We start from the raw sequence: 19,607 nt of genomic DNA, 5'->3' as shown, positions 1-19,607 counted from the left end.
GTTGACGAAAATGGTTGTTCAGTATTTATTGAAGTTGAAATTACAGAAACAGATGAAATGACTATTTCGGAGACACACTCTGACTATACAGGTTTTGGAGTTTCATGTAATGGAGCAGCTGATGGCTCTATTGATGTAACTGTAGAAGGGGGTACTGGAAACTACTCATATGTATGGATGGCGGGAAGTGCAATGATGGGCGCATCAGAAGATGTTGATGGCTTACCAGCAGGAACATACTCAGTTACAGCAACAGATGAAAATGGTTGTTCAGTATCTATCGAAGTCGAAATTACAGAAACAGATGAGATGACTATTTCAGAGACACACTCTGACTATACAGGCTTTGGTGTTTCATGTAATGGAGCAACAGACGGTTCTGTTAATGTAACTGTGGAAGGAGGTACTGGAAACTATACATACGTTTGGTCAAATGGTGCTGATACAGAGGATCTTTCTGATTTAGGAGCAGGAACGTATTCGGTTGTAGCAACAGATGAAAATGGTTGTTCAGTATTTATTGAAGTTGAAATTACAGAAACAGAAGCCATGGTAATATCTGCAACTCAATCTGACTATACAGGTTTTGGAGTTTCATGTAATGGAGCAACAGACGGTTCTATTGATGTTACTGTAGAAGGAGGTACTGGAATTTACTCATATGACTGGTCAAATGGAGCATTTACGGAGGATGTTGATGGCTTATCAGCAGGAACATACTCAGTAACAGTGACTGACGAAAATGGTTGTTCAGTATTTATTGAAGTTGAAATTACAGAAACATTTGAAATGACTATTACGGAGACACACTCTGACTATACAGGCTTTGGAGTTTCATGTAATGGAGCAGCTGATGGCTCTATTGATGTTACTGTAGAAGGAGGTACTGGAATTTACACATATGACTGGTCAAATGGAGCAACTAGTGAGGATCTTTCTGACATAGGAGCAGGAACATACTCAGTAACGGCAACAGATGAAAATGGATGTTCAGTATCTATCGAGGTTGAAATCACAGAAACAGAAGAAATGACTTTAGTTGTTGATGATGTTATCCCGGGTCCACATATTCTTGGGGATATTGATACAGGTTCAGGTTTAATTGGCGTAACAATTAACGGTGGTGCTGGGAACTATACACATTCTTGGTCAGCAATTTTAGCAGATGGCTCTTCGTTTGATGCTTCCTCTGAAGATTTAGCAGACCTATTTGCAGGAACGTATTCGTTGACAGTAACTGATGAAAATGGATGTACTGTTTCAGTTGATGTAACAGTTCCATTTATTTCTCCATCAGATTGGGATGTTGTAGAAACACCTTTCTTCCATCAAATTGAAGTTCCTTCTAATGCTAATATAACAATAGATTATGATGCAATAACTTACGGAGATTACATTGCAGTAGGTTTTGGTGTTGAGGTTAATCAAAATGGGGAGATGGTTTCAGGGTCTATTGGTGGTATGATGATGTGGAATGGTTCATTTGATATATTAAATGCTTATAGTAGTGTGTTCGAAACAGGCGATGTTTTTGAGTGGTTGATATGGGATTCATCTACAGGTATGTATTATGCAGCAGATGCAGTTTATGATGAAAGTTATGATGATACTGATGAATTTGTTGTTGGCGGACTATCACATGTTATAGATATTATAGCAAGAACAATTTTTGCACAAACAATTGATCTACCTTCAGGATGGGGTATTTACTCTACATTTATATCTCCTGCAGACGGTTCACTTGAAACGGTTCTGGGTGATGTAGTTGAAAATTTAATTATCATGAAGGATGAAGAGGGTGCTGTATATTGGCCCTTATTAGGAATGAACTTTATAGGCTCTTTAACAGATGGAGAAGGTTATCAGATTAAGATGGGTGCTGGTGATTTATTAGAAATTTCAGGAGATTTAATCCCATCTGATTTTGAAATGTTCATGCCTTCAGGTTGGAGTTATATTGCTTACCTACATCAGACTGCAGGTGGAGCAGAGGCCATGATGGCGCCATTAGCAGAGAATCTAGTTATATTAAAAGATGGAGCGGGTGCTGTATACTGGCCAATCATTGAGGTTAATGCTCTTGGTGGTGGTTCAGGTATGATGAACCCAGGTCTAGGTTATCAAATTAAGGTTGCTAACGACGCAACTTTCTCTTACCCGGCTATTGAGGGAGGTAGATTTGCATATAGCCCAACACCAATTTATCCTTTAACAAAGTATTCAGAATCTACTAATACAGGAAGTAATATGACAATTGGTATTCCTGTAGATTCTTGGGAGAACATGCCTCAGGAAGGAGATGAGATTGCTGCATATTCTGAAAATGGTATGTTAGTTGGTAGTGTTACTTATACAGGAGCTGCAACAGCCCTAACTGTTTGGGGAGATGATGCTACTACTGAAGAAGTAGAAGGTTTATTAGATGGTGAAGAGGTTACATTTGAACTTTGGAGAAAATTCGAAGATAAGATAGAAGTTCTTGAAGTTAAGAGCTGGGTTGAAGGAAGTAATATATATTCTGAAAATGGCATTTCTATTGCAGGAAATATTACAACAATGGTAGAGGGCATGGGATATGAGTTATATCCAAATGTTCCAAATCCATTTGGTTCTTCAACATCAGTTAGCTTCTTTGCTCCTAGAACAGGCGATGTAATGATAGGCGTATATGATATGTTAGGGAATTTAGTAAAAGAACTTACTAATGAAACGTATGATTCAGGAATGTATACATTGAAGTTTAATTCAGATGATGTTGCTCCGGGAACATATTTCATGCGAATGACTGCTTCGGGATACTCAGTTACTAATACAATGAATATTGTAAAATAATAAATGCAATTATTCAACAATATTTAAATACTGTAAAGTGATTAATAGATTATTAGTTTTTATAGTTTTAGTACCTATAACTATACTTGCTCAGAGTGATACAATATTTACTAGTGATACAACTATCTCATCAGTTAGAGTTATTAATATGTCGGATAACTTGCTTAGATATTTTTATATAGATTCTAATAAAAAAAAGCAATCATCGATACTGTTGCAAGATGTAGATAGAATTTCTTATGAAAGCAAAAGCATAGAAATTTTCTGTGATTTAATATCAATTAGGAAATTTTTAGGAACAAAAGAAGATATATCAATAAATTATGGCAACCGAGACAGTTTATGGACCAGTGATAAAATGTTTACATTAGTAGCTAGTGACTTAAAAAAATATAGCTCTGTTATTGATGCATTAAATTATATGGGAAGCGAAGGTTGGAAGGAAATTAGCTCATATAGTACATCCCATAATTCATATATTGTTAAACATTATGTATTAAAAAAAGAAATAAAAAAATGAAACGCTTATATACTCTTACTATTTTACTGATATTTAATCAGCTCTCTGCTCAGATCAATGATTGTGATTGTGCTAATCGTTATCAAGAAGAAGTCTTCAACGATATTACTGTTGAAACCAATGTTACATATTCTGATATATATAATTTAAAAATGGATATATATCAGCCAAGTTCAGACGTTGATTTATGCACAAATAGACCCTTAATTATTTTAGCTCATGGAGGTTCTTTTATTGGAGGATCCAAAAGTAATCCTACCATGGTTGATTTATGTGAAACTTTTGCAAAAAGAGGTTATGTAGCAGCTTCAATAAATTATCGACTTGCTACTGATCCTACTGTATTAGGTTTTGCAGGATTTATATGGATGACAAATTTAGAAAATGGTATTAAAGTCATTTATAGTTCTATGACTGACGCAAAAGCGGCAGTTAGATTTTTCAGAAAAGAATTTGCAGAACTTAGTAACCCTTATGGTATTGATCAGAATCAAATTTGGATGGGAGGTAATTCTGCAGGTGCTTGTTTAGGACCACATATGAGTTATATTGAAACTGTCGAGGAATTTGTTTCAGGAATTGATGAAAGTGGACAAGATTATGCTCTTGATCTAGCAACTATTAATGGAGGTATGGAAGGAATGAGTGGAAATGAAGGTTATTCATCAAACATTAGCGGTATGATTAATTTAGCAGGTGCTTTACACACAGTTAATTGGATTGACGATACAGATTTAACACCTATTGTTAGCTGCCATGGAACAGAAGATGAGACGGTACCAGATGAATGTGGAACGATATTAAATAGTCCAAATAATCTAACTGCTTGTGGAAGCATGGCAATTCAGCCAATTATATCAAAATACGGTGTTTCTAATGACCTTTTAATATATGATGGCGCAGGACATTGTCCGTGGGATTTAAATGCTGGAGACAAACAGGAAATGATTGATTTTGTAACGACATTTGTCTATAATCATATAGACTGCAATAACATAGAACTAAATGAACTCAATAAATCAAGAGAACTGATATATAGAAAAGATATTTTAGGTAGAACTGTTAAGTTTAATAATAAAGGATTTATTTTTAATGTGTATAAGGATGGATCAGTCCAAAAAAAATTTATAATTAATTAATAAGAAATTAATTGAATCTAAATATATATAAAGCTTCTGCTGGCTCAGGAAAAACCTACACACTGGTCAAGGAATATATTAAAAAGCTTTTATCCAACAAAAATAATAATCCGCATCGTGAATTATTAGCAATTACATTTACTAATAAAGCTTCATCAGAGATGAAAACTAGAATTATCTCTACGCTTTATGAATTTTCTAAAGTCAAGCATGCATCTTCATATGATTCTATATATAATACTATAAAATTAGAGTTAGCTTACAGTGATGAGCAATTAATAATTGAGTCAAAAAAAGCTCTTTCACAAATATTGCATTCTTATAGTTTTTTTTCAGTTTCAACGATTGATAAATTCATTTATAAAATAATTAAAGGATTTAGCTATGAATTAGAGCTCCCTTCAAATTTTGAGGTAGAACTTGATAAGGATAATATCATCCAGGAAGGTGTTATGTCATTATTGGATGAAATAGGTTTTGACACTCAATTAACAAATAAATTATTAGCGTATTCTGATTATAAAACTAATCAAGATAAAAATTGGGATATTCAAGAAGATTTACTACAAGTTAGTAAGGAATTATTTAAGGATCAAAAATTCATTTTCATTAATGAATTAATGGATCTAAAATCTATTTCTTTACGACAGAAAGAGTTAATAAAAAGTATTAATCAGTTTGAAAAAAGTATTCTTAACTATCAAAAGAATCTATCAAATCTTATCCAAGGAATTCCCGCATCTGTTTTCCCATATAAGGCATTGCCAACGTATATTCAAAAACTAAAAAGGACACCATTTAAAGAGTTAGAAATATCAATTACAACTAATAAACGTATCTACAATTCATTAATTAATAATGTTTGGGCAAAAAAAACTGCAAGTATAAATGAAAAAAACCAAATCAATCAGATTAGCAATACTTTAAATTCTTCATTGAATAATTTAATAAAATATATAGATGCTAACTACCCAATATATAGATTTAATAAAAAATGCTATAGTTCTTTGTTTTTAGTATCAGTTTTAGGAAGAATAGATCAAAAAATAGCAAGTATCAAACAAGAAAATAATATTATTCATATTTCAGAGTTTAATCAGATTATCTTTAGATTTTTGATGAAAAATTCAGTTCCCTTTATTTATGAAAAAATAGGAACAAGATATAATCATTATTTTATCGATGAATTTCAGGATACATCTATTATGCAATGGCGTAATTTGTTCCCATTAGTAGAGGAAAGTGTATCTAAAGGCGGCTCATGCTTAATTGTTGGAGATGGTAAACAGGCTATTTATAGATGGAGAGGTGGCGATGTTGAGCAGTTTTTAGAAATATGTGATTCTAATAGACAAGGTGTAGCATCATTAAATACAAATTATAGAAGTGGCAAGGAAATAGTAAATTTTAATAATGAATTTTTTAAATTTTTATCTAAAAAATTAACGGGGAACTATAATCGCCTATATAATAAGTTAGATCAAAAGTCAGCTAAAAATTTAAGTGGTTTTATAGAGTTATCTTTTTTAGACGAGAAAGGGCAAAAGTTAGATTCAGAAACACTCAAATTAATTTGTGAAAAAGTTAAGGATACTGTTAATGATGGTTACTTGTATAAGGACATTTCTATTTTAACAAGAAATAATAAAGAAATTACAAAAATTGCCGCATTTTTAACAGAAAATGACATTCCTATTATTTCATCAGAATCATTATTAATAAAGCATTCTTTATCTGTTGAGTTTCTTTTAAATAATTTGCTAATTATTCAGAATCAATCTGACCATTTTGCTAAAGCAAATTTATTAGAGTATTTGATAAATAATAATATGATTATGCAAAATAAAATTAGCGTTCATCAATTTATTAGTGAAAATTCTCAAACTACAAATAAAGAGTTCCAACATCTATTGAATCAATTTGGCTTTAATTTTTACTTAGAAAAATTAACCAATATTAATTTATACGAGCTTGTCGAAAGGTTAATCAGAATCTTTAGTTTAAATAAAAAAGATAATATCTACATTAATTTTTTTTTAGACTTTGTTTTTGAATTTTCAACAAGGTTTAAAAGTTCGATTACTGATTTTTTATATTATTGGGGTCAAAAAAAAGATACTGCTTCTATTATTATTCCGGAAGGAATAAATGCAGTAGAAATTATGAGTATTCATAAGTCAAAAGGCTTGCAGTTTCCGGTTGTTATCTTTCCATTCGCTAATTGGAAAGATGACTTAGGTAAAGATCAAAAATGGTTTAATGTATCAAGTTTCTTTACTGGAAAAAAAGATAATGAACCAGTTATAACTTTATTGCCATTGAAACAAGAAATAGAATCATGGCCTAAGCCATTCCCTCAAGAGTATGTAAATCATAAAATACAAGTTTTATTGGATAATATTAACCTTTTATATGTTGCTATGACAAGGCCCGAAGACAGGTTATATATTATTAGTAATCTTGATTCAAGAAGAGGTAATATATATCATTATTTTCTTGAATTTTTAACCGCTCAAAAAAATGCAAGTTTTGTTGAAAATAATTTTCAATCTGGGGAAAAATTAACTTCACATACTAAAATCAGTCCTGTTCAAAATCCTACAATTAAAAATATTGTTTCCATAGGTTGGCGCAATAGATTGAGGATTAGAAAAAATCATGTTATTAATAAAAATGTCAAGCAAAAGTACTCAATTGTATGGGGTGATTTAATTCATAAAATAATGGCAGGAATTAATACTAAGGATGATATTGATAAAATGCTTGATCACTTAGAAGTCGAAACAAAATATAGTTTAGAAATTTATAATAAAATAAAAAACCAAATATTGAGAATTATAAATAGCGACAAAATTTCACACTTATTTCAAGTTAAATTAAAAATATATTCAGAGACTAGCATTCTAAGTGAAGATGGCCAGATATATAGACCAGATAGGGTTGTTGTTAATAACAATATTGAGGCTAGTTTGATAGATTATAAAACCGGCAAAAAGCATGCTTCACATAAGCAGCAGATGCATAAATATGAAGAAGTATTAATAAAATTAAAATTTAAAAAAGTGCATAAATATATAGTTTATTTAACTGATGGTGACATAATAGAAGTAAAATGAGAAATTCTTTTTTATCTAAAATATCAAAAATTCTTCTTTCAAAGAATAAAAATGATTTGTCTGATTTAATCATTGTTTTCCCTTCAAGAAGGGCTTCCTTATTTTTTGCAGATCAAGTTTCAAAAGAAATATCCAGCCCTATTTGGCTTCCTCCATTTTATTCAATAGATGATTTTATTTTTAGTGTGACAAAACTAAAGCCTGTTAGCAAATTGGAATTATTCTTCGAATTTTACAGTATTTATATTAATAGTGTAGATAGTCCACATGATGTAGAAAAATGCCATCGATGGGCAGAAATGTTGCTTAATGACTTTGATGAAATAGATAGGTCACTTGCATCTGCGTCGGAGATATTTAATTATTTATCAGATGTTAAGCGAATTGAAAATTGGCATTTAGAATTAGAAAAAAATCACGAGGAGATTGAGTATTATTTGCACTTTTATAGTTCTTTAAATAGTATTTATAATTTATTACGACAAACACTGCTAAGTAAGAATACTGCTTATACTGGATTGGCACAAAGGTTAATTGCTGAGGATTTGGGTTTACTAAAATCTTGGTTAAAAGAAAAAGATAAAAAACGAATAGTTTTTATTGGCTTAGATGCTTTAACAATGTCCCAAGAAGTAATAATTGATCATTTAATAAAAGAAGAAATTTGTGATATTTTTTGGGATTCGGATGAGTATTTTGTTAGCAATTTAGAGCAAGAGTCAGGAAAGTTTTTGAGGAAATATAGAAAAAAATGGCCTGATGTTTTGTCGCAGCATAATAATGATTTTTTATCACTAAAAAAGAATATTAAAATAATTGGAGCAACAAAAAATATTAGTCAAGTAAAATTACTGGCAAATTTTTTAAATGAAAAGTCATTTAGCACAGAGGAGTTAAAAAAAACAGCTATAATTTTACCTGATGAAGATTTACTATTAGCAGTTTTAGAGTCAATACCTGAAACTGTAGCTAATATTAATGTTACAATGGGTTATAAATTATCGAATCACCCTGTTATTTCTATGTTTAATGATGTCCTAAACCTGTATCTTAATGCTAGATATATATATAGGGATCAAAAAAAATCTCAAAAAAATTATAATGCTAAAGATATTTTAAAGATTTTAAGAAACCCTTATTTTAAGTTAATCTTAGGTTCAAAGTTTGCGGATTTAGATCAACTAATTAAATCTTTAAATAAAGCAAGTTTAAATTACTTAAGCTACCATGACTTGAGTCAAATATTTCCTATGTCAGGCAGTTCTTTGTTTGACAAAATACTAATAGGTTTTTTTGAAAATCATAATGATATATTAAGCTTATTTCAAGAACTTTTAAGTCGTTTATTAAATCTAGATCGGGATATTTCGAGTGAAGATATCTTCCTTGAAGAATGTTTGTATGCAATACAAGAGCATTTGTATATTTTAGGGCAGTTTTTAGCCAAAGTCAACTACAATATTGAGCTTAAGTTATTTGTTAGATTCTTCAACCAAATTATTAATTCTATTAAAATTAATTTTTCTGGGGAACCACTAAATGGTTTACAAATAATGGGAATGTTAGAATCACGGACGATAGATTTTGATAATGTTTTTATATTGTCAGCAAATGAAAATAATTTGCCGCCATCGATTAATCATAATAGTTTTGTGCCATTTGATATAAAGTTGAAATTTGGAATTAGGACCAGTCTTGATTTAGATGCAATATATGCTAGTAATTTTTTTAATTTAATAAAAAGAGCTCCCAATACTTATATAATATACAATCAGGATTATTCGTCATACTCTTCATCGGAAAGGAGTCGATTTATCAACCAGTTAGTTTATGAAATAAAACCATTATTGACAACTAATATCATTATTGAAGAAGAAACTACAATGAATGCTTTTAGTTTAGTAGAAAATAATCATAATACAATTTTAAAACAAAAAGATAATTATTTGTTTCAAAAACTAACTGATTTACTTCATTTTGGTTTATCAGCGAGTGCATTAAATTTATACAATTTATGTCCAAGACAATTTTATTATGAAAAAATCATAGGGATTTCAGAAATAGAAGATTTGAGTGTTAATATGAATTCTGCAACAATCGGATTAATTACCCATCGTGCATTAGAATTATTATATAGACCTTATTTAAATATACTTTTAAGTATTCATGATATGAATAATATTTATAATAAGATTGATACTGAAATATATAATGCATTCAAACAAAATAATATAGATAATTTTTCTAAAGGAAAGAACTTATTAGCGTTTGAAGCTATTAAGCGTATTATAAAAAACTTTATAAAATCAGAATTAGATTTAGTTCGAAATGGTAATAAAATCATTATTAAATTTTTAGAGCAATCATTTTCCAGCCCTATAAAGTTTATAAATAAATTTTCTAATAAGCTTATTTCAGTAAATTTAAAAGGCAACATAGATCGTGTTGATACTTTTAATGGGAACCATAGAATTATTGATTATAAAACAGGTTTTGTGAGTAATTCAGAATTAAAATCTGAAAATTTAATGGACTTGAGTTTAAAGCCAAAGTTACTTCAACTATTAATGTATAGTTGGTTGCTTAAAAATCATAACAATGCGCAAAATTTTCTTGTTAAAGCCGGTATTATTAATTTACGTACTAAAGCTTTTCAAATTCAAAACGCGGAAGTAAATAATAGTTTAACGATAAATAATTCAGTTTTAAAGATATTTGAAAGCGAAGTAATTAATATGATTTCTCAAATGTTTGACCCAAAAGTATCCTTTGAACATTTAGATAAGGATAGACCATGTTATTTTTGTGATTAATACAAAAAATTATTGTAAGGATATTTTTTTTCTTGAATCTTTTTTATCTTTTCATAAAGGCATTCTTTTAGGCTATTTGTATTAGTTTTCTTTGTACAGGAAATAAATACTGTGCTAATATTTTCTTTGGCCATCCATGTTTTTTGCCAATATTCTAACGACAGGTTTTCTCTTTTTAGTGGACTTAAATCATCATAGTCTTTTTCTATGTACTTAAATTGATCAATTTTATTAAATACAATCACCTGTTCTTTTCCCACACAATTTATTTCATTTAATGTTTTTTCAACTGCCTTAATATGTTTTTCAAAGCCAGGGTTTGAAATATCTACAACATGTATTAAAAGGTCAGATTCATGAACTTCGTCCAATGTAGATTTAAAAGCTTTTACTAATTGAGTTGGAAGTTTTCGAATAAAACCAACAGTATCAGATAACAAAAATGGAAGATTGTTAATAACAACTTTTCTTACAGTGGTATCAAGTGTCGCAAATAATTTATCCTCAGCCAAGACATTAGATTTGCTAAAAAAATTCATAATTGTTGATTTACCAGCATTTGTATATCCAATGAGAGCAACTCGGATTAAACGGTCTCGACCTTTTCTTTGTGTTGTCATCTGTTTATCGATTTTGTCTAATTTTTTTTTAAGTAATGAAATTTGCTGTCTAATAATTCTTCTATCTGTTTCAATTTCTTTTTCTCCGGGTCCTCGCATCCCAATCCCACCCTTTTGCTTTGATAGATGCGTCCAAAGATTAGTAAGTCTTGGTAAAAAGTACTGATGCTGAGCCAACTCTACTTGAATTTTTGCAATAGCAGTTTTTGCTCTTAAAGCAAAAATGGATAGAATCAAATTTGTTCTATCGACCACTTTACAATTTAAAATATATTCCAAATTTTTTTGTTGAGATGGGGTAAGTTCATCGTCAAATATTGCCGTATCAATACTGAAGTTTTTTATGAAATCAGCAATTGTATATATTTTTCCCTTCCCTAAAAATGTTTTTGAATTTATAGAGTTTATTTTTTGTTTGAAAATTTTAATTACTTCCCCTCCAGCAGTATAAGTAAGAAATGTCAGCTCTTTTAAATATTCTTCTATCTCTAATTCATTGTCTTTTGCTGTTATAGCTCCAATAAGTATTGTTCTTTCCATAATTGATATAAATATAGGTTTTAATAAAATACAATAATGAATAGGCTTATATAGTTTGGCATAACATTTGATTTTATATTGGTATAACAAAATTATAATTATTATGATGAAGAGAAATTTTATAACATTATTCATAATTGCATTTTCACTGCAATTATCAATGTCAAAAGATTTATTTAAAGTCTATTACCCATCTAATGAGTCATATAATATCATTAGCGAGTCATATCCTGGAATTGATATGTCATTGATCCATGATAGTATTTTATTTTTACAATTAAATCAAGATGAACTTGAATATATACTTAGACATGATGTTAGTTTTTTGCACATTTCCTTTCCATTTTTCAATCAAAATAGCTTTAATTTAGAACTAGAAGAATTTAAGGTCTCTCCAGAAAACTTATTTGTTACAAGACACACAAATAGGGGTATTATTAAAACTCTACATACTTCGGAGATAAAATCATATAGAATAATTAATAATGATGATTTAGATGGTGTATTTATATTTTCGCCGAATGGAGCAAAAGCTATCATTACAATTCAACAAGAGATATATCAGATAAGTTTGTTAAATACAAAAGAGTTAGATTTAGAAACGATTTATTACATTTTAAATGTTAAAAACAGTCCTAAGGATTTTGATTTTATATGTTCATCAGATTTGTTGCAAAATACTATTGATGTTTCTAATATAAGCCACAATTCATCATCTGTGTCTAAATGTGTTGATATTGCTATAGAGATTGATTATTTTACTTTTCAATCTTTTTCAAGTTTTCAAGAAGCCATAGATTGGGCTTTAGAAGTTTTAGCAGTAGTAAGCGAACTTTTTGTTGAAGAGGTTAATGTTGGACTTAAGTCTAGCTCAGCACAAGTTTGGGAAGTAGAAGATCCATATGCATCTTTTATTGATTCTCCACAAGATATGTTGATTGCTTTAAGAGATAATTGGTATGCTAATGAATTATTTTCATCTGTTAGCAGGGATTTAGTACACCTTTTTTCTAAGAGAGATGACACGGGTACAGGGGGAATTGCATTTTTGAATGGTATAGGCAGTCAATGGAATGGCTATGGTTTTAGTAGTAATTTAACGGGAGATTCCGATTACATTGATTTACCTGTTCCTTATTTTTTTTGGAATATATATTGTTTTGCACATGAACTTGGTCATAATTTTGGAGCAAATCATACTCAGTGGTGTGGTTGGGAGGGCGGACCAATTGATAATTGCGCAAGTTTAGAGGAAACTTCATCCTCTCAATGTCAAGATTATCTTAATAACCCTCAACCACAAATAGGCACTATAATGAGCTATTGTCACACTTGGTCATATGATTCAGGTGGTGGTATAATCTTGAAATTTCATAATCTCATTAAAAACACTATAATGTCATATGTAGAAATGCAGAACATAGAACCTTGTAATGATGAAAATATGATTGTTTTAGGCTGCTTAGATACGAGTGCGTGTAATTATGACCAATTTGCTAATACTGATGATGATTCATGCATATATGCAGATATAGGCTATGATTGCTTTGGCAATTGTTTAAATGATTCTAATGTTGATGGACTATGTGATGATGCGGAATTAAATTTAGTGAATAATCAATTGTCATTAATCAATATATACCCCAACCCTACAACTAAGTATTTAAAATTTGCATTTAATTCAATTATTGGAGATGTGTTTTCACTAAAGCTATTTAATGCTATTGGTAAGCTAATTTTATACAAAACTCATGTGGGGCATAGTACAGAAATAGATGTTTCAAATTTACCTTCAGGAGTATACAATGCACAATTATTAAAAAGCTCGAATGATTTTAATAATAATGAATTGATACATAAAAATATAATAATTCAGTAGTTAAATAAATAAAAAATATACTACATTTGGAATGTTAATTTAAATTGTTAAAACTATGGGATTAGTAGGTGGCTTAGCGCCAAGTTTTAAAGCAAGTGCAATTATTAACGGAGGAGATTCTGTTAATGATTTCTCACTAGATCAATTCGTAAATAAGAAATACGTAATTCTATTTTTTTATCCAAAAGACTTTACTTTTGTATGTCCTTCAGAACTGCATGCTTTTCAAGCTAAACTAGCTGAATTTGAAAAAAGAAATTGTGTTATTGTGGGGTGTTCTACCGATACTGCAGAGACTCACTGGGGTTGGTTGCAGTTGCCAAAAAACAAAGGTGGCATCAAAGGGATTACATACCCTTTAGTCGCTGATTCTAATAAAATTATATCTGATGCCTATGATGTTTTAAATGGTGAGTATGATTATAATGAGGAGGGTGAGTTAGTTGCAACTGGAAGTATGATAGCTTACAGAGGGTTATTTTTAATTGACAAAGAGGGGGTAGTACAACATCAATTAGTTAATAATCTCCCATTAGGAAGAAATGTAGATGAAGCAATAAGAGTTTTAGATGCATTACAATTTCATGAGGAAAATGGCGAGGTTTGCCCAGCTAACTGGAAACCTGGTGATGATGGCATGAAGGAATCACATGAAGGTGTTGCAGATTATTTAAGTTCACATTAAACCAAGATTAGATTTAACTTTTCTAAGTACATTCTTTGCAATTTCGCTGGCTTTTTTAGCGCCATTAGTTAGTTCATGATTTACGACGTCGGGCTCATTTATTAGTCGTTTATAATTATTTCGGGGCTCTTTAAAGTTTTCCAATATAAGATTAAATAATTCTTTTTTTGCGTGCCCATAACCGTAACCACCTTTTAAGTACTTAAGTTTTAAATCCTCTACTTGGACTTTAGAGCCTATTAATTTATATATTTGAAAAACATTACATTCATCAGGATTTTTAGGTTCTTCTAAGCCTTTACTGTCGGTTTTAATACTCATAATTTGTTTTTTTAGTCTTTTTTCATCTTCAAAAACATCAATAGTATTTCCGTATGATTTACTCATTTTTTGACCATCGGTACCAGGAATAATCATACTTTCTTTTTTTAATTTTGCTTCAGGGACGGTAAATGTTTCTCCGTATATATTATTAAATTTATTTGCTATATCTCTTGTTATTTCTAAATGTTGGATTTGATCTTTTCCTACAGGCACAATATTGGCATTATATAAAATAATATCTGCCGCCATTAATACTGGGTATGTAAATAAACCTGCGTTTACATCAGATAGTTTTTCGGATTTATCTTTAAAAGAGTGCGCATTTGCCAGCATTGGATATGGTGTGATGCAGTTTAGGTACCACATAAGTTCTGTTACTTGAGGAATATCAGACTGTCTATATAAGATGTTTTTCTTAGTATCTAGGCCACAAGCGATCCATGCAGCCGCAGTTTCTAAGGAATTTTTTAAAAGTTGCTCTTTATTTTTTATAGTTGTTAGAGCATGAAGATCGGCAATGAATAATAATGATTCATTTTTTTTAGAAAGCTCAATTGCTGGTAACATTGCTCCTAAAACATTTCCTAGATGTGGTGTTCCTGAGCTTTGTATACCCGTTAAAATTCTAGTCATTTTTAAAGTTAGATTTAAAAATCTAAAATACATAAAATAGATTTATAATAAGTTATAACTTTACTTTTACTATGAAATTATTTAATGTCTTTTTTCTTGTTTGGAGAACATGGTTATGGATTTCGGTTTTGTTTGGGTTAATTATTTTTTCACCCGTTGCACTTATAGTTATCCATTCATATAAAACATATTGGATATTTCATCTTTTTTGTAAGTATTGGTGCAGATTTGTTTTGATAATTAATGGTTTTTGGTTTCATCTCAAAATTGATAATAGTATTAATTTAAATGATGCATATATTATTTGTCCTAATCATACTTCAAAGTTTGATATTATTTTATTATTTGCTACTTTCCCAAGAACCTTTGTTTTTCTAGGGAAGGAAAATGTAAGTAATATTAAATTTTTTGATTGGTTTTATGCTAAAACGATGATCACTTTTAAAAGAGGTAATGTATCATCATCTTTTCGTGCATATCGCAAAGCAGATAAATTATTAAAAAAACGAATAAGTATTGTGATTTTTCCCGAAGGAGGTGTGCCAGATCCAGAAATAGTATTAGATGAATTTAAATTGGGCGCCTTTAAATTGGCAATTAGTAATCAGGTCCCAATAATTCCCATTACTTTTGTGGATAATAAGAGAAAATATCCTGAGAATAAATTAAATTTATCACTAGGTTTATTTAGAGTATTTATTCATAAGCCCTTGCTTACTAACTTTATGAATAGTTCTAATTACAATGAATTAAAAGAATCAACTTATAATATTATTTACCAAACCTTAATAAATTATGAAAATAAATGAAGAAAAAGTTCGAAAACTAGCTATCTTATCTCAGATAAATTTAGAAGATGAGGAAATAAAAAAATTATTTTCAGATTTTAAGCAAATACTATCTTTTGTTGATAAGTTAGAAGAAGTAGATACTTCTAATATAGAGCCGCTCACTCACATACATCCGTTATTAAACATAAATCGTGATGATACGGTATACCATCATGATATAAAGCAGGAATGTTTAAATAACTCAGCACATCATAATAGTGATTATTTTAAGGTGCCGAAAGTCATCAAATAATAGTAAATCGAAATTAGCTTAATTATTTATTGGCAGTGTAGGTTAAATGCATTAATTAAATTTTCTGCAATAACATGTTTCAAATTACCTTCAATTTCATGTCTTTCAATAAAATGCACTATTTCACCATTTTTGAATAATGCAATTGATGGAGATGACGGAGGATAAGGATCCATATATTCCCTAGCTCTTTGAGTTGCTTCTTTGTCTTGACCCGCAAAAACAGTTGTGAATTTATCAGGTCTAATTGCATTTTGAGTAGAAAGAATAACCCCTGGACGAGCACTGCCTGCAGCACATCCACATACAGAGTTAATAAAAATCAAAAATGTTTGATTTTTATTATTAAATAATTCATCTACTTCTTCACTTGTAGTTAGTTCATTAAATCCAGAGGAAGTTAGTTCTTCTCTCATGGGTTTACATAGTTCTTCTGGATACATAATTTAATTTTCTTTCAAGTTACGTTTTTTTTTAAAAAAATCAGATAATAATAAACTAGATTCATACTGTAAAATCCCTTTAGTTATTTTTGTTTTGGGGTGTATAAGATTATTTTTGAATTGACTAAAGCCTTTTTTCCGATCTTCTGCTCCATAAACTAAATGACCTAGTTTGGCCCAATACATAGCACCACTGCACATGTTACAGGGTTCTAGTGTTGTGTACAGTATGCATTCATTTAAGTATCTTGATTGTAGATAGTTGCATGCTGCTGTAATAACTTGTATTTCTGCATGAGCAGTTGGATCACAAAGTTTTATACATAGGTTATAAGATTTTGCAATTACGATATTTTCATGAACGACTATAGCACCCACAGGGACCTCATCCTCTGTCGCTCCCCTTTCAGCTTCGATCAAAGCTTTTTTCATATAAAACTCGTGAGAATTATTCATAATATAAATGTATGTAAATTATAAAGATGTCCAGAATTCTTGTTCCATTTTTGTACTTTTACCTGAAATAAATATTATGAGTTATAGAACAGCAAATAACGGGGAATTACGAAAAGATAACGTAAATAGCATAGTAACTTTATGTGGATGGATTCAAAAAATAAGGAATCTAGGTGGTATGACTTTTATAGATTTAAGAGATAGATACGGAATTACACAGTTAGTTTTTGATTTGGATTCAGATGCTAAATTGTGCGAAAAAGCTAGAAAGTTAGGGCGAGAATATGTTGTTAAAATTGAAGGTCTAGTTGTCCTTAGGTCATCTATTAATAAGTTAATTCCAACTGGTGAAATAGAAGTTGAGGTAAAATCTTTAATTATTTTAAATACTTCAAAAACACCACCGTTTACAATTGAGGATCAAACTGACGGAGGTGACGAGTTAAGAATGGAATATAGATATTTAGATCTCAGAAGAAGGCCAATTCAAAAAAATTTAATTATGAGATCAGATGTGACTTTCTTCACTAGAAACTTTCTAAAAACCAATGGTTTTCTAGAAATTGAAACTCCTGTGTTAATTAAATCTACACCTGAAGGAGCAAGAGATTTTGTTGTTCCCTCAAGACTTAATTTAGGTGAATTTTACGCTTTGCCACAGTCACCCCAAACATTTAAACAATTATTAATGGTCTCAGGATATGACAAATATTATCAAATTGTGAAATGTTTTCGTGATGAAGATTTTAGGGCTGATAGACAACCTGAATTTACACAAATTGACTGTGAGATGGCATTTGTTGATACTGAAGATATCTTACATATCTTTGAAGATTTTATAAAAGAGATTCTCTTTAAAGTCAAGGGGGTTAAAATTAATAAAATACCAAGAATGACTTATGATCAAGCTATTAAGGATTATGGCACTGACAAACCTGACCTCAGGTTTGATATGCGAATCAAAGATTTAAGTACTGTATGCAAAGGTCAAGGCTTTAAAGTCTTTGATAATGCAGAATCTATTTTAGGAATTGTTGTTAAGGGAGGGGCTGAGTTGTCAAGAAAACAAATAGATTCATTAACAGAATGGATAAAAAGACCACAAATAGGTGCTTCAGGTTTGATTTATTGTAAGTTTAATGGTAGTGCAGATTACAAATCTTCAGTAGACAAATTTTTTAGTAAAATTCACTTAGAACAATGGAAGGAAAAGAGTGAGGCTAATTACGGAGATTTACTCTTAATCATTGCCGGAGAAAAACAAAGCACAATAAATGCAATTAGTAATCTAAGATTAGAAGTAGCAAATCGTTTAAGTCTTCGTGACCCAAATAAGTTTGCCCCTGTTTGGGTTACAGATTTCCCATTGTTTGAGTTTGATTCAACATCAGGACAATATCATTCTATGCATCATCCATTTACATCACCAAATCAAGAAGATATAGATTTACTTGAATCAGACCCTCAATTAGTTCGTGCAAATGCTTATGATATGGCCTTAAATGGCACAGAAATAGGTGGTGGATCAATAAGAATACACGACAAAGACTTGCAAAAAAAAGTTTTTAACTTATTAGGCTTTAGTAATGACGAAGCAAAAGATAAGTTTGGTTTTTTAATGGAAGCTTTTGAATATGGTGCTCCGCCTCACGGAGGTATTGCATTTGGTTTGGATAGAATATGTGCTGTTATATCTGGTTCAGATAGTATTAAGGACTTTATCGCATTTCCAAAAAATAATTCAGGAAGAGATGTGATGTTAAATGCACCATCAAACATTGACTCAAATCAGTTAGATGAGCTAGGAATCAATCTTAATCAGAAAAAAACATGATACCACTAGGTACATTATTTAATGTTCTGACTGTAATTTTGGGTGGATCAATAGGTTTATTTTTAAAAAGATATATTAATCCAGAATTAAATAAAAAAGTTTTTTTTATTATAGGCCTTTTTACTGTTGTATTAGGCTTAAATATGTCGTTAAAAAACATAGATTTTATTGTTATGCTTTTATCGATTGTATTAGGCACCTTGTTGGGTGAGTGGGGTAATTTTTCAGATAAAATTTCATATTTTATAAACAAACTAAAAAATAAACTAAATCTTCGATCAGACACTTTTTCCGAGGGTATTATAACTGCTTTTTTCTTGTTTTGCGTCGGATCTATGACTATTGTTGGAGCCATTGACGAAGGCCTTGGGAAATCTCCAACTATTCTATATACAAAAAGCATAATGGATGGTATAAGCTCAATTATTTTAGCTTCTACGTTAGGAGTAGGAGTGCTGTTTTCCGTTATTCCAATGATAGCTTTTCAAGGTGGGATTACTATCTTAGTTTTTTATTATAAAGATTTTTTCCCATTATTATTAGTAGATTATTTTAGCTCAGTCGGTGGGGTAATAATAATTGCATTAGGATTGCAGATTTTAGGCTATAAACATATTAACCCAATAAATATGTTGCCCTCATTATTTATTGTAATACTTATATATTTACTAAGGTTTCAACTTTAGATTT

Annotated in this window: 15 protein-coding genes; 11 read left to right on the top strand and 4 right to left on the bottom strand. The window is 30.2% G+C overall.

What is annotated here, in order from left to right; all coding sequences use genetic code 11:
- From CBD51_003925 to CBD51_003905, 5 genes are all read left to right on the top strand, one after another.
- Positions 1-2,832, top strand: a 2,832-nt coding sequence (locus CBD51_003925; protein RPG59034.1) for a T9SS C-terminal target domain-containing protein, incomplete at its 5' end; no start/stop codon positions are given.
- A gap of 37 nt (positions 2,833-2,869) precedes the next feature.
- A complete protein-coding gene (locus CBD51_003920; protein RPG59033.1) occupies positions 2,870-3,352 on the top strand; it encodes a hypothetical protein in 483 nt (160 codons plus the stop codon).
- Complete coding sequence (locus tag CBD51_003915) at positions 3,349-4,491, top strand: hypothetical protein (GenBank protein RPG59032.1); 1,143 nt, start codon at positions 3,349-3,351, stop codon at positions 4,489-4,491. The genes CBD51_003920 and CBD51_003915 overlap by 4 nt, the downstream gene beginning before the upstream one ends.
- Positions 4,492-4,502: 11 nt before the next feature.
- Positions 4,503-7,607 (top strand): hypothetical protein, encoded by a 3,105-nt coding sequence (locus CBD51_003910; protein RPG59031.1) that lies wholly within the window; start codon positions 4,503-4,505, stop codon positions 7,605-7,607.
- Positions 7,604-10,420, top strand: a complete 2,817-nt coding sequence (locus CBD51_003905; protein RPG59030.1) for a PD-(D/E)XK nuclease family protein — start codon at positions 7,604-7,606, stop codon at positions 10,418-10,420. The genes CBD51_003910 and CBD51_003905 overlap by 4 nt, the downstream gene beginning before the upstream one ends.
- Here the strand turns inward: CBD51_003905 and hflX are convergent.
- Positions 10,417-11,580, bottom strand: a complete 1,164-nt coding sequence (gene hflX / locus CBD51_003900) for a GTPase HflX (GenBank protein ID RPG59029.1) — start codon at positions 11,578-11,580, stop codon at positions 10,417-10,419. The genes CBD51_003905 and hflX overlap by 4 nt on opposite strands.
- A gap of 103 nt (positions 11,581-11,683) precedes the next feature.
- Here hflX and CBD51_003895 point away from each other — a divergent pair, with 103 nt between their 5' ends.
- Both CBD51_003895 and CBD51_003890 read left to right on the top strand, forming a co-directional pair.
- Positions 11,684-13,459, top strand: coding sequence for a T9SS C-terminal target domain-containing protein (locus CBD51_003895; protein RPG59028.1), 1,776 nt, complete (start codon positions 11,684-11,686; stop codon positions 13,457-13,459).
- A 55-nt stretch (positions 13,460-13,514) separates the two neighbouring features.
- Positions 13,515-14,144: a peroxiredoxin gene (locus CBD51_003890; protein ID RPG59027.1), complete on the top strand. Its 630-nt coding sequence runs from the start codon at positions 13,515-13,517 to the stop codon at positions 14,142-14,144.
- Here CBD51_003890 and trpS read toward each other — a convergent pair.
- Positions 14,136-15,101, bottom strand: a complete 966-nt coding sequence (gene trpS, locus CBD51_003885) for a tryptophan--tRNA ligase (protein ID RPG59026.1) — start codon at positions 15,099-15,101, stop codon at positions 14,136-14,138. The two genes, CBD51_003890 and trpS, sit on opposite strands and share 9 nt — an antisense overlap.
- A gap of 71 nt (positions 15,102-15,172) precedes the next feature.
- Here trpS and CBD51_003880 point away from each other — a divergent pair, with 71 nt between their 5' ends.
- Positions 15,173-15,910, top strand: a complete 738-nt coding sequence (locus tag CBD51_003880; protein ID RPG59025.1) for a 1-acyl-sn-glycerol-3-phosphate acyltransferase — start codon at positions 15,173-15,175, stop codon at positions 15,908-15,910.
- Positions 15,897-16,184, top strand: a complete 288-nt coding sequence (gene gatC, locus CBD51_003875; protein ID RPG59024.1) for an Asp-tRNA(Asn)/Glu-tRNA(Gln) amidotransferase subunit GatC — start codon at positions 15,897-15,899, stop codon at positions 16,182-16,184. The genes CBD51_003880 and gatC overlap by 14 nt, the downstream gene beginning before the upstream one ends.
- Positions 16,185-16,210: 26 nt before the next feature.
- Here gatC and CBD51_003870 read toward each other — a convergent pair whose 3' ends face one another.
- Together CBD51_003870 and CBD51_003865 are read right to left on the bottom strand one after the other, a co-directional pair.
- On the bottom strand, positions 16,211-16,627 hold the full coding sequence (locus CBD51_003870; GenBank protein ID RPG59023.1) for a BrxA/BrxB family bacilliredoxin: 417 nt from the start codon (positions 16,625-16,627) through the stop codon (positions 16,211-16,213).
- A gap of 3 nt (positions 16,628-16,630) precedes the next feature.
- Positions 16,631-17,083, bottom strand: coding sequence for a nucleoside deaminase (locus CBD51_003865; protein ID RPG59022.1), 453 nt, complete (start codon positions 17,081-17,083; stop codon positions 16,631-16,633).
- A gap of 76 nt (positions 17,084-17,159) precedes the next feature.
- Between CBD51_003865 and aspS the strand changes: the two genes are divergently transcribed.
- Together aspS and CBD51_003855 are read left to right on the top strand one after the other, a co-directional pair.
- On the top strand, positions 17,160-18,917 hold the full coding sequence (gene aspS / locus CBD51_003860) for an aspartate--tRNA ligase (GenBank protein RPG59021.1): 1,758 nt from the start codon (positions 17,160-17,162) through the stop codon (positions 18,915-18,917).
- Positions 18,914-19,603 (top strand): DUF554 domain-containing protein, encoded by a 690-nt coding sequence (locus tag CBD51_003855; protein RPG59020.1) that lies wholly within the window; start codon positions 18,914-18,916, stop codon positions 19,601-19,603. The genes aspS and CBD51_003855 overlap by 4 nt, the downstream gene beginning before the upstream one ends.
- Positions 19,604-19,607: the final 4 nt, after the last annotated feature.

The sequence above is a fragment of the Flavobacteriales bacterium TMED191 genome, from assembly GCA_002171975.2.
Taxonomy (GTDB): Bacteria; Bacteroidota; Bacteroidia; order Flavobacteriales; family TMED113.
Note: the sequence above shows the minus strand (reverse complement) of the source record. Positions and strands in the feature narration are given on the sequence as shown.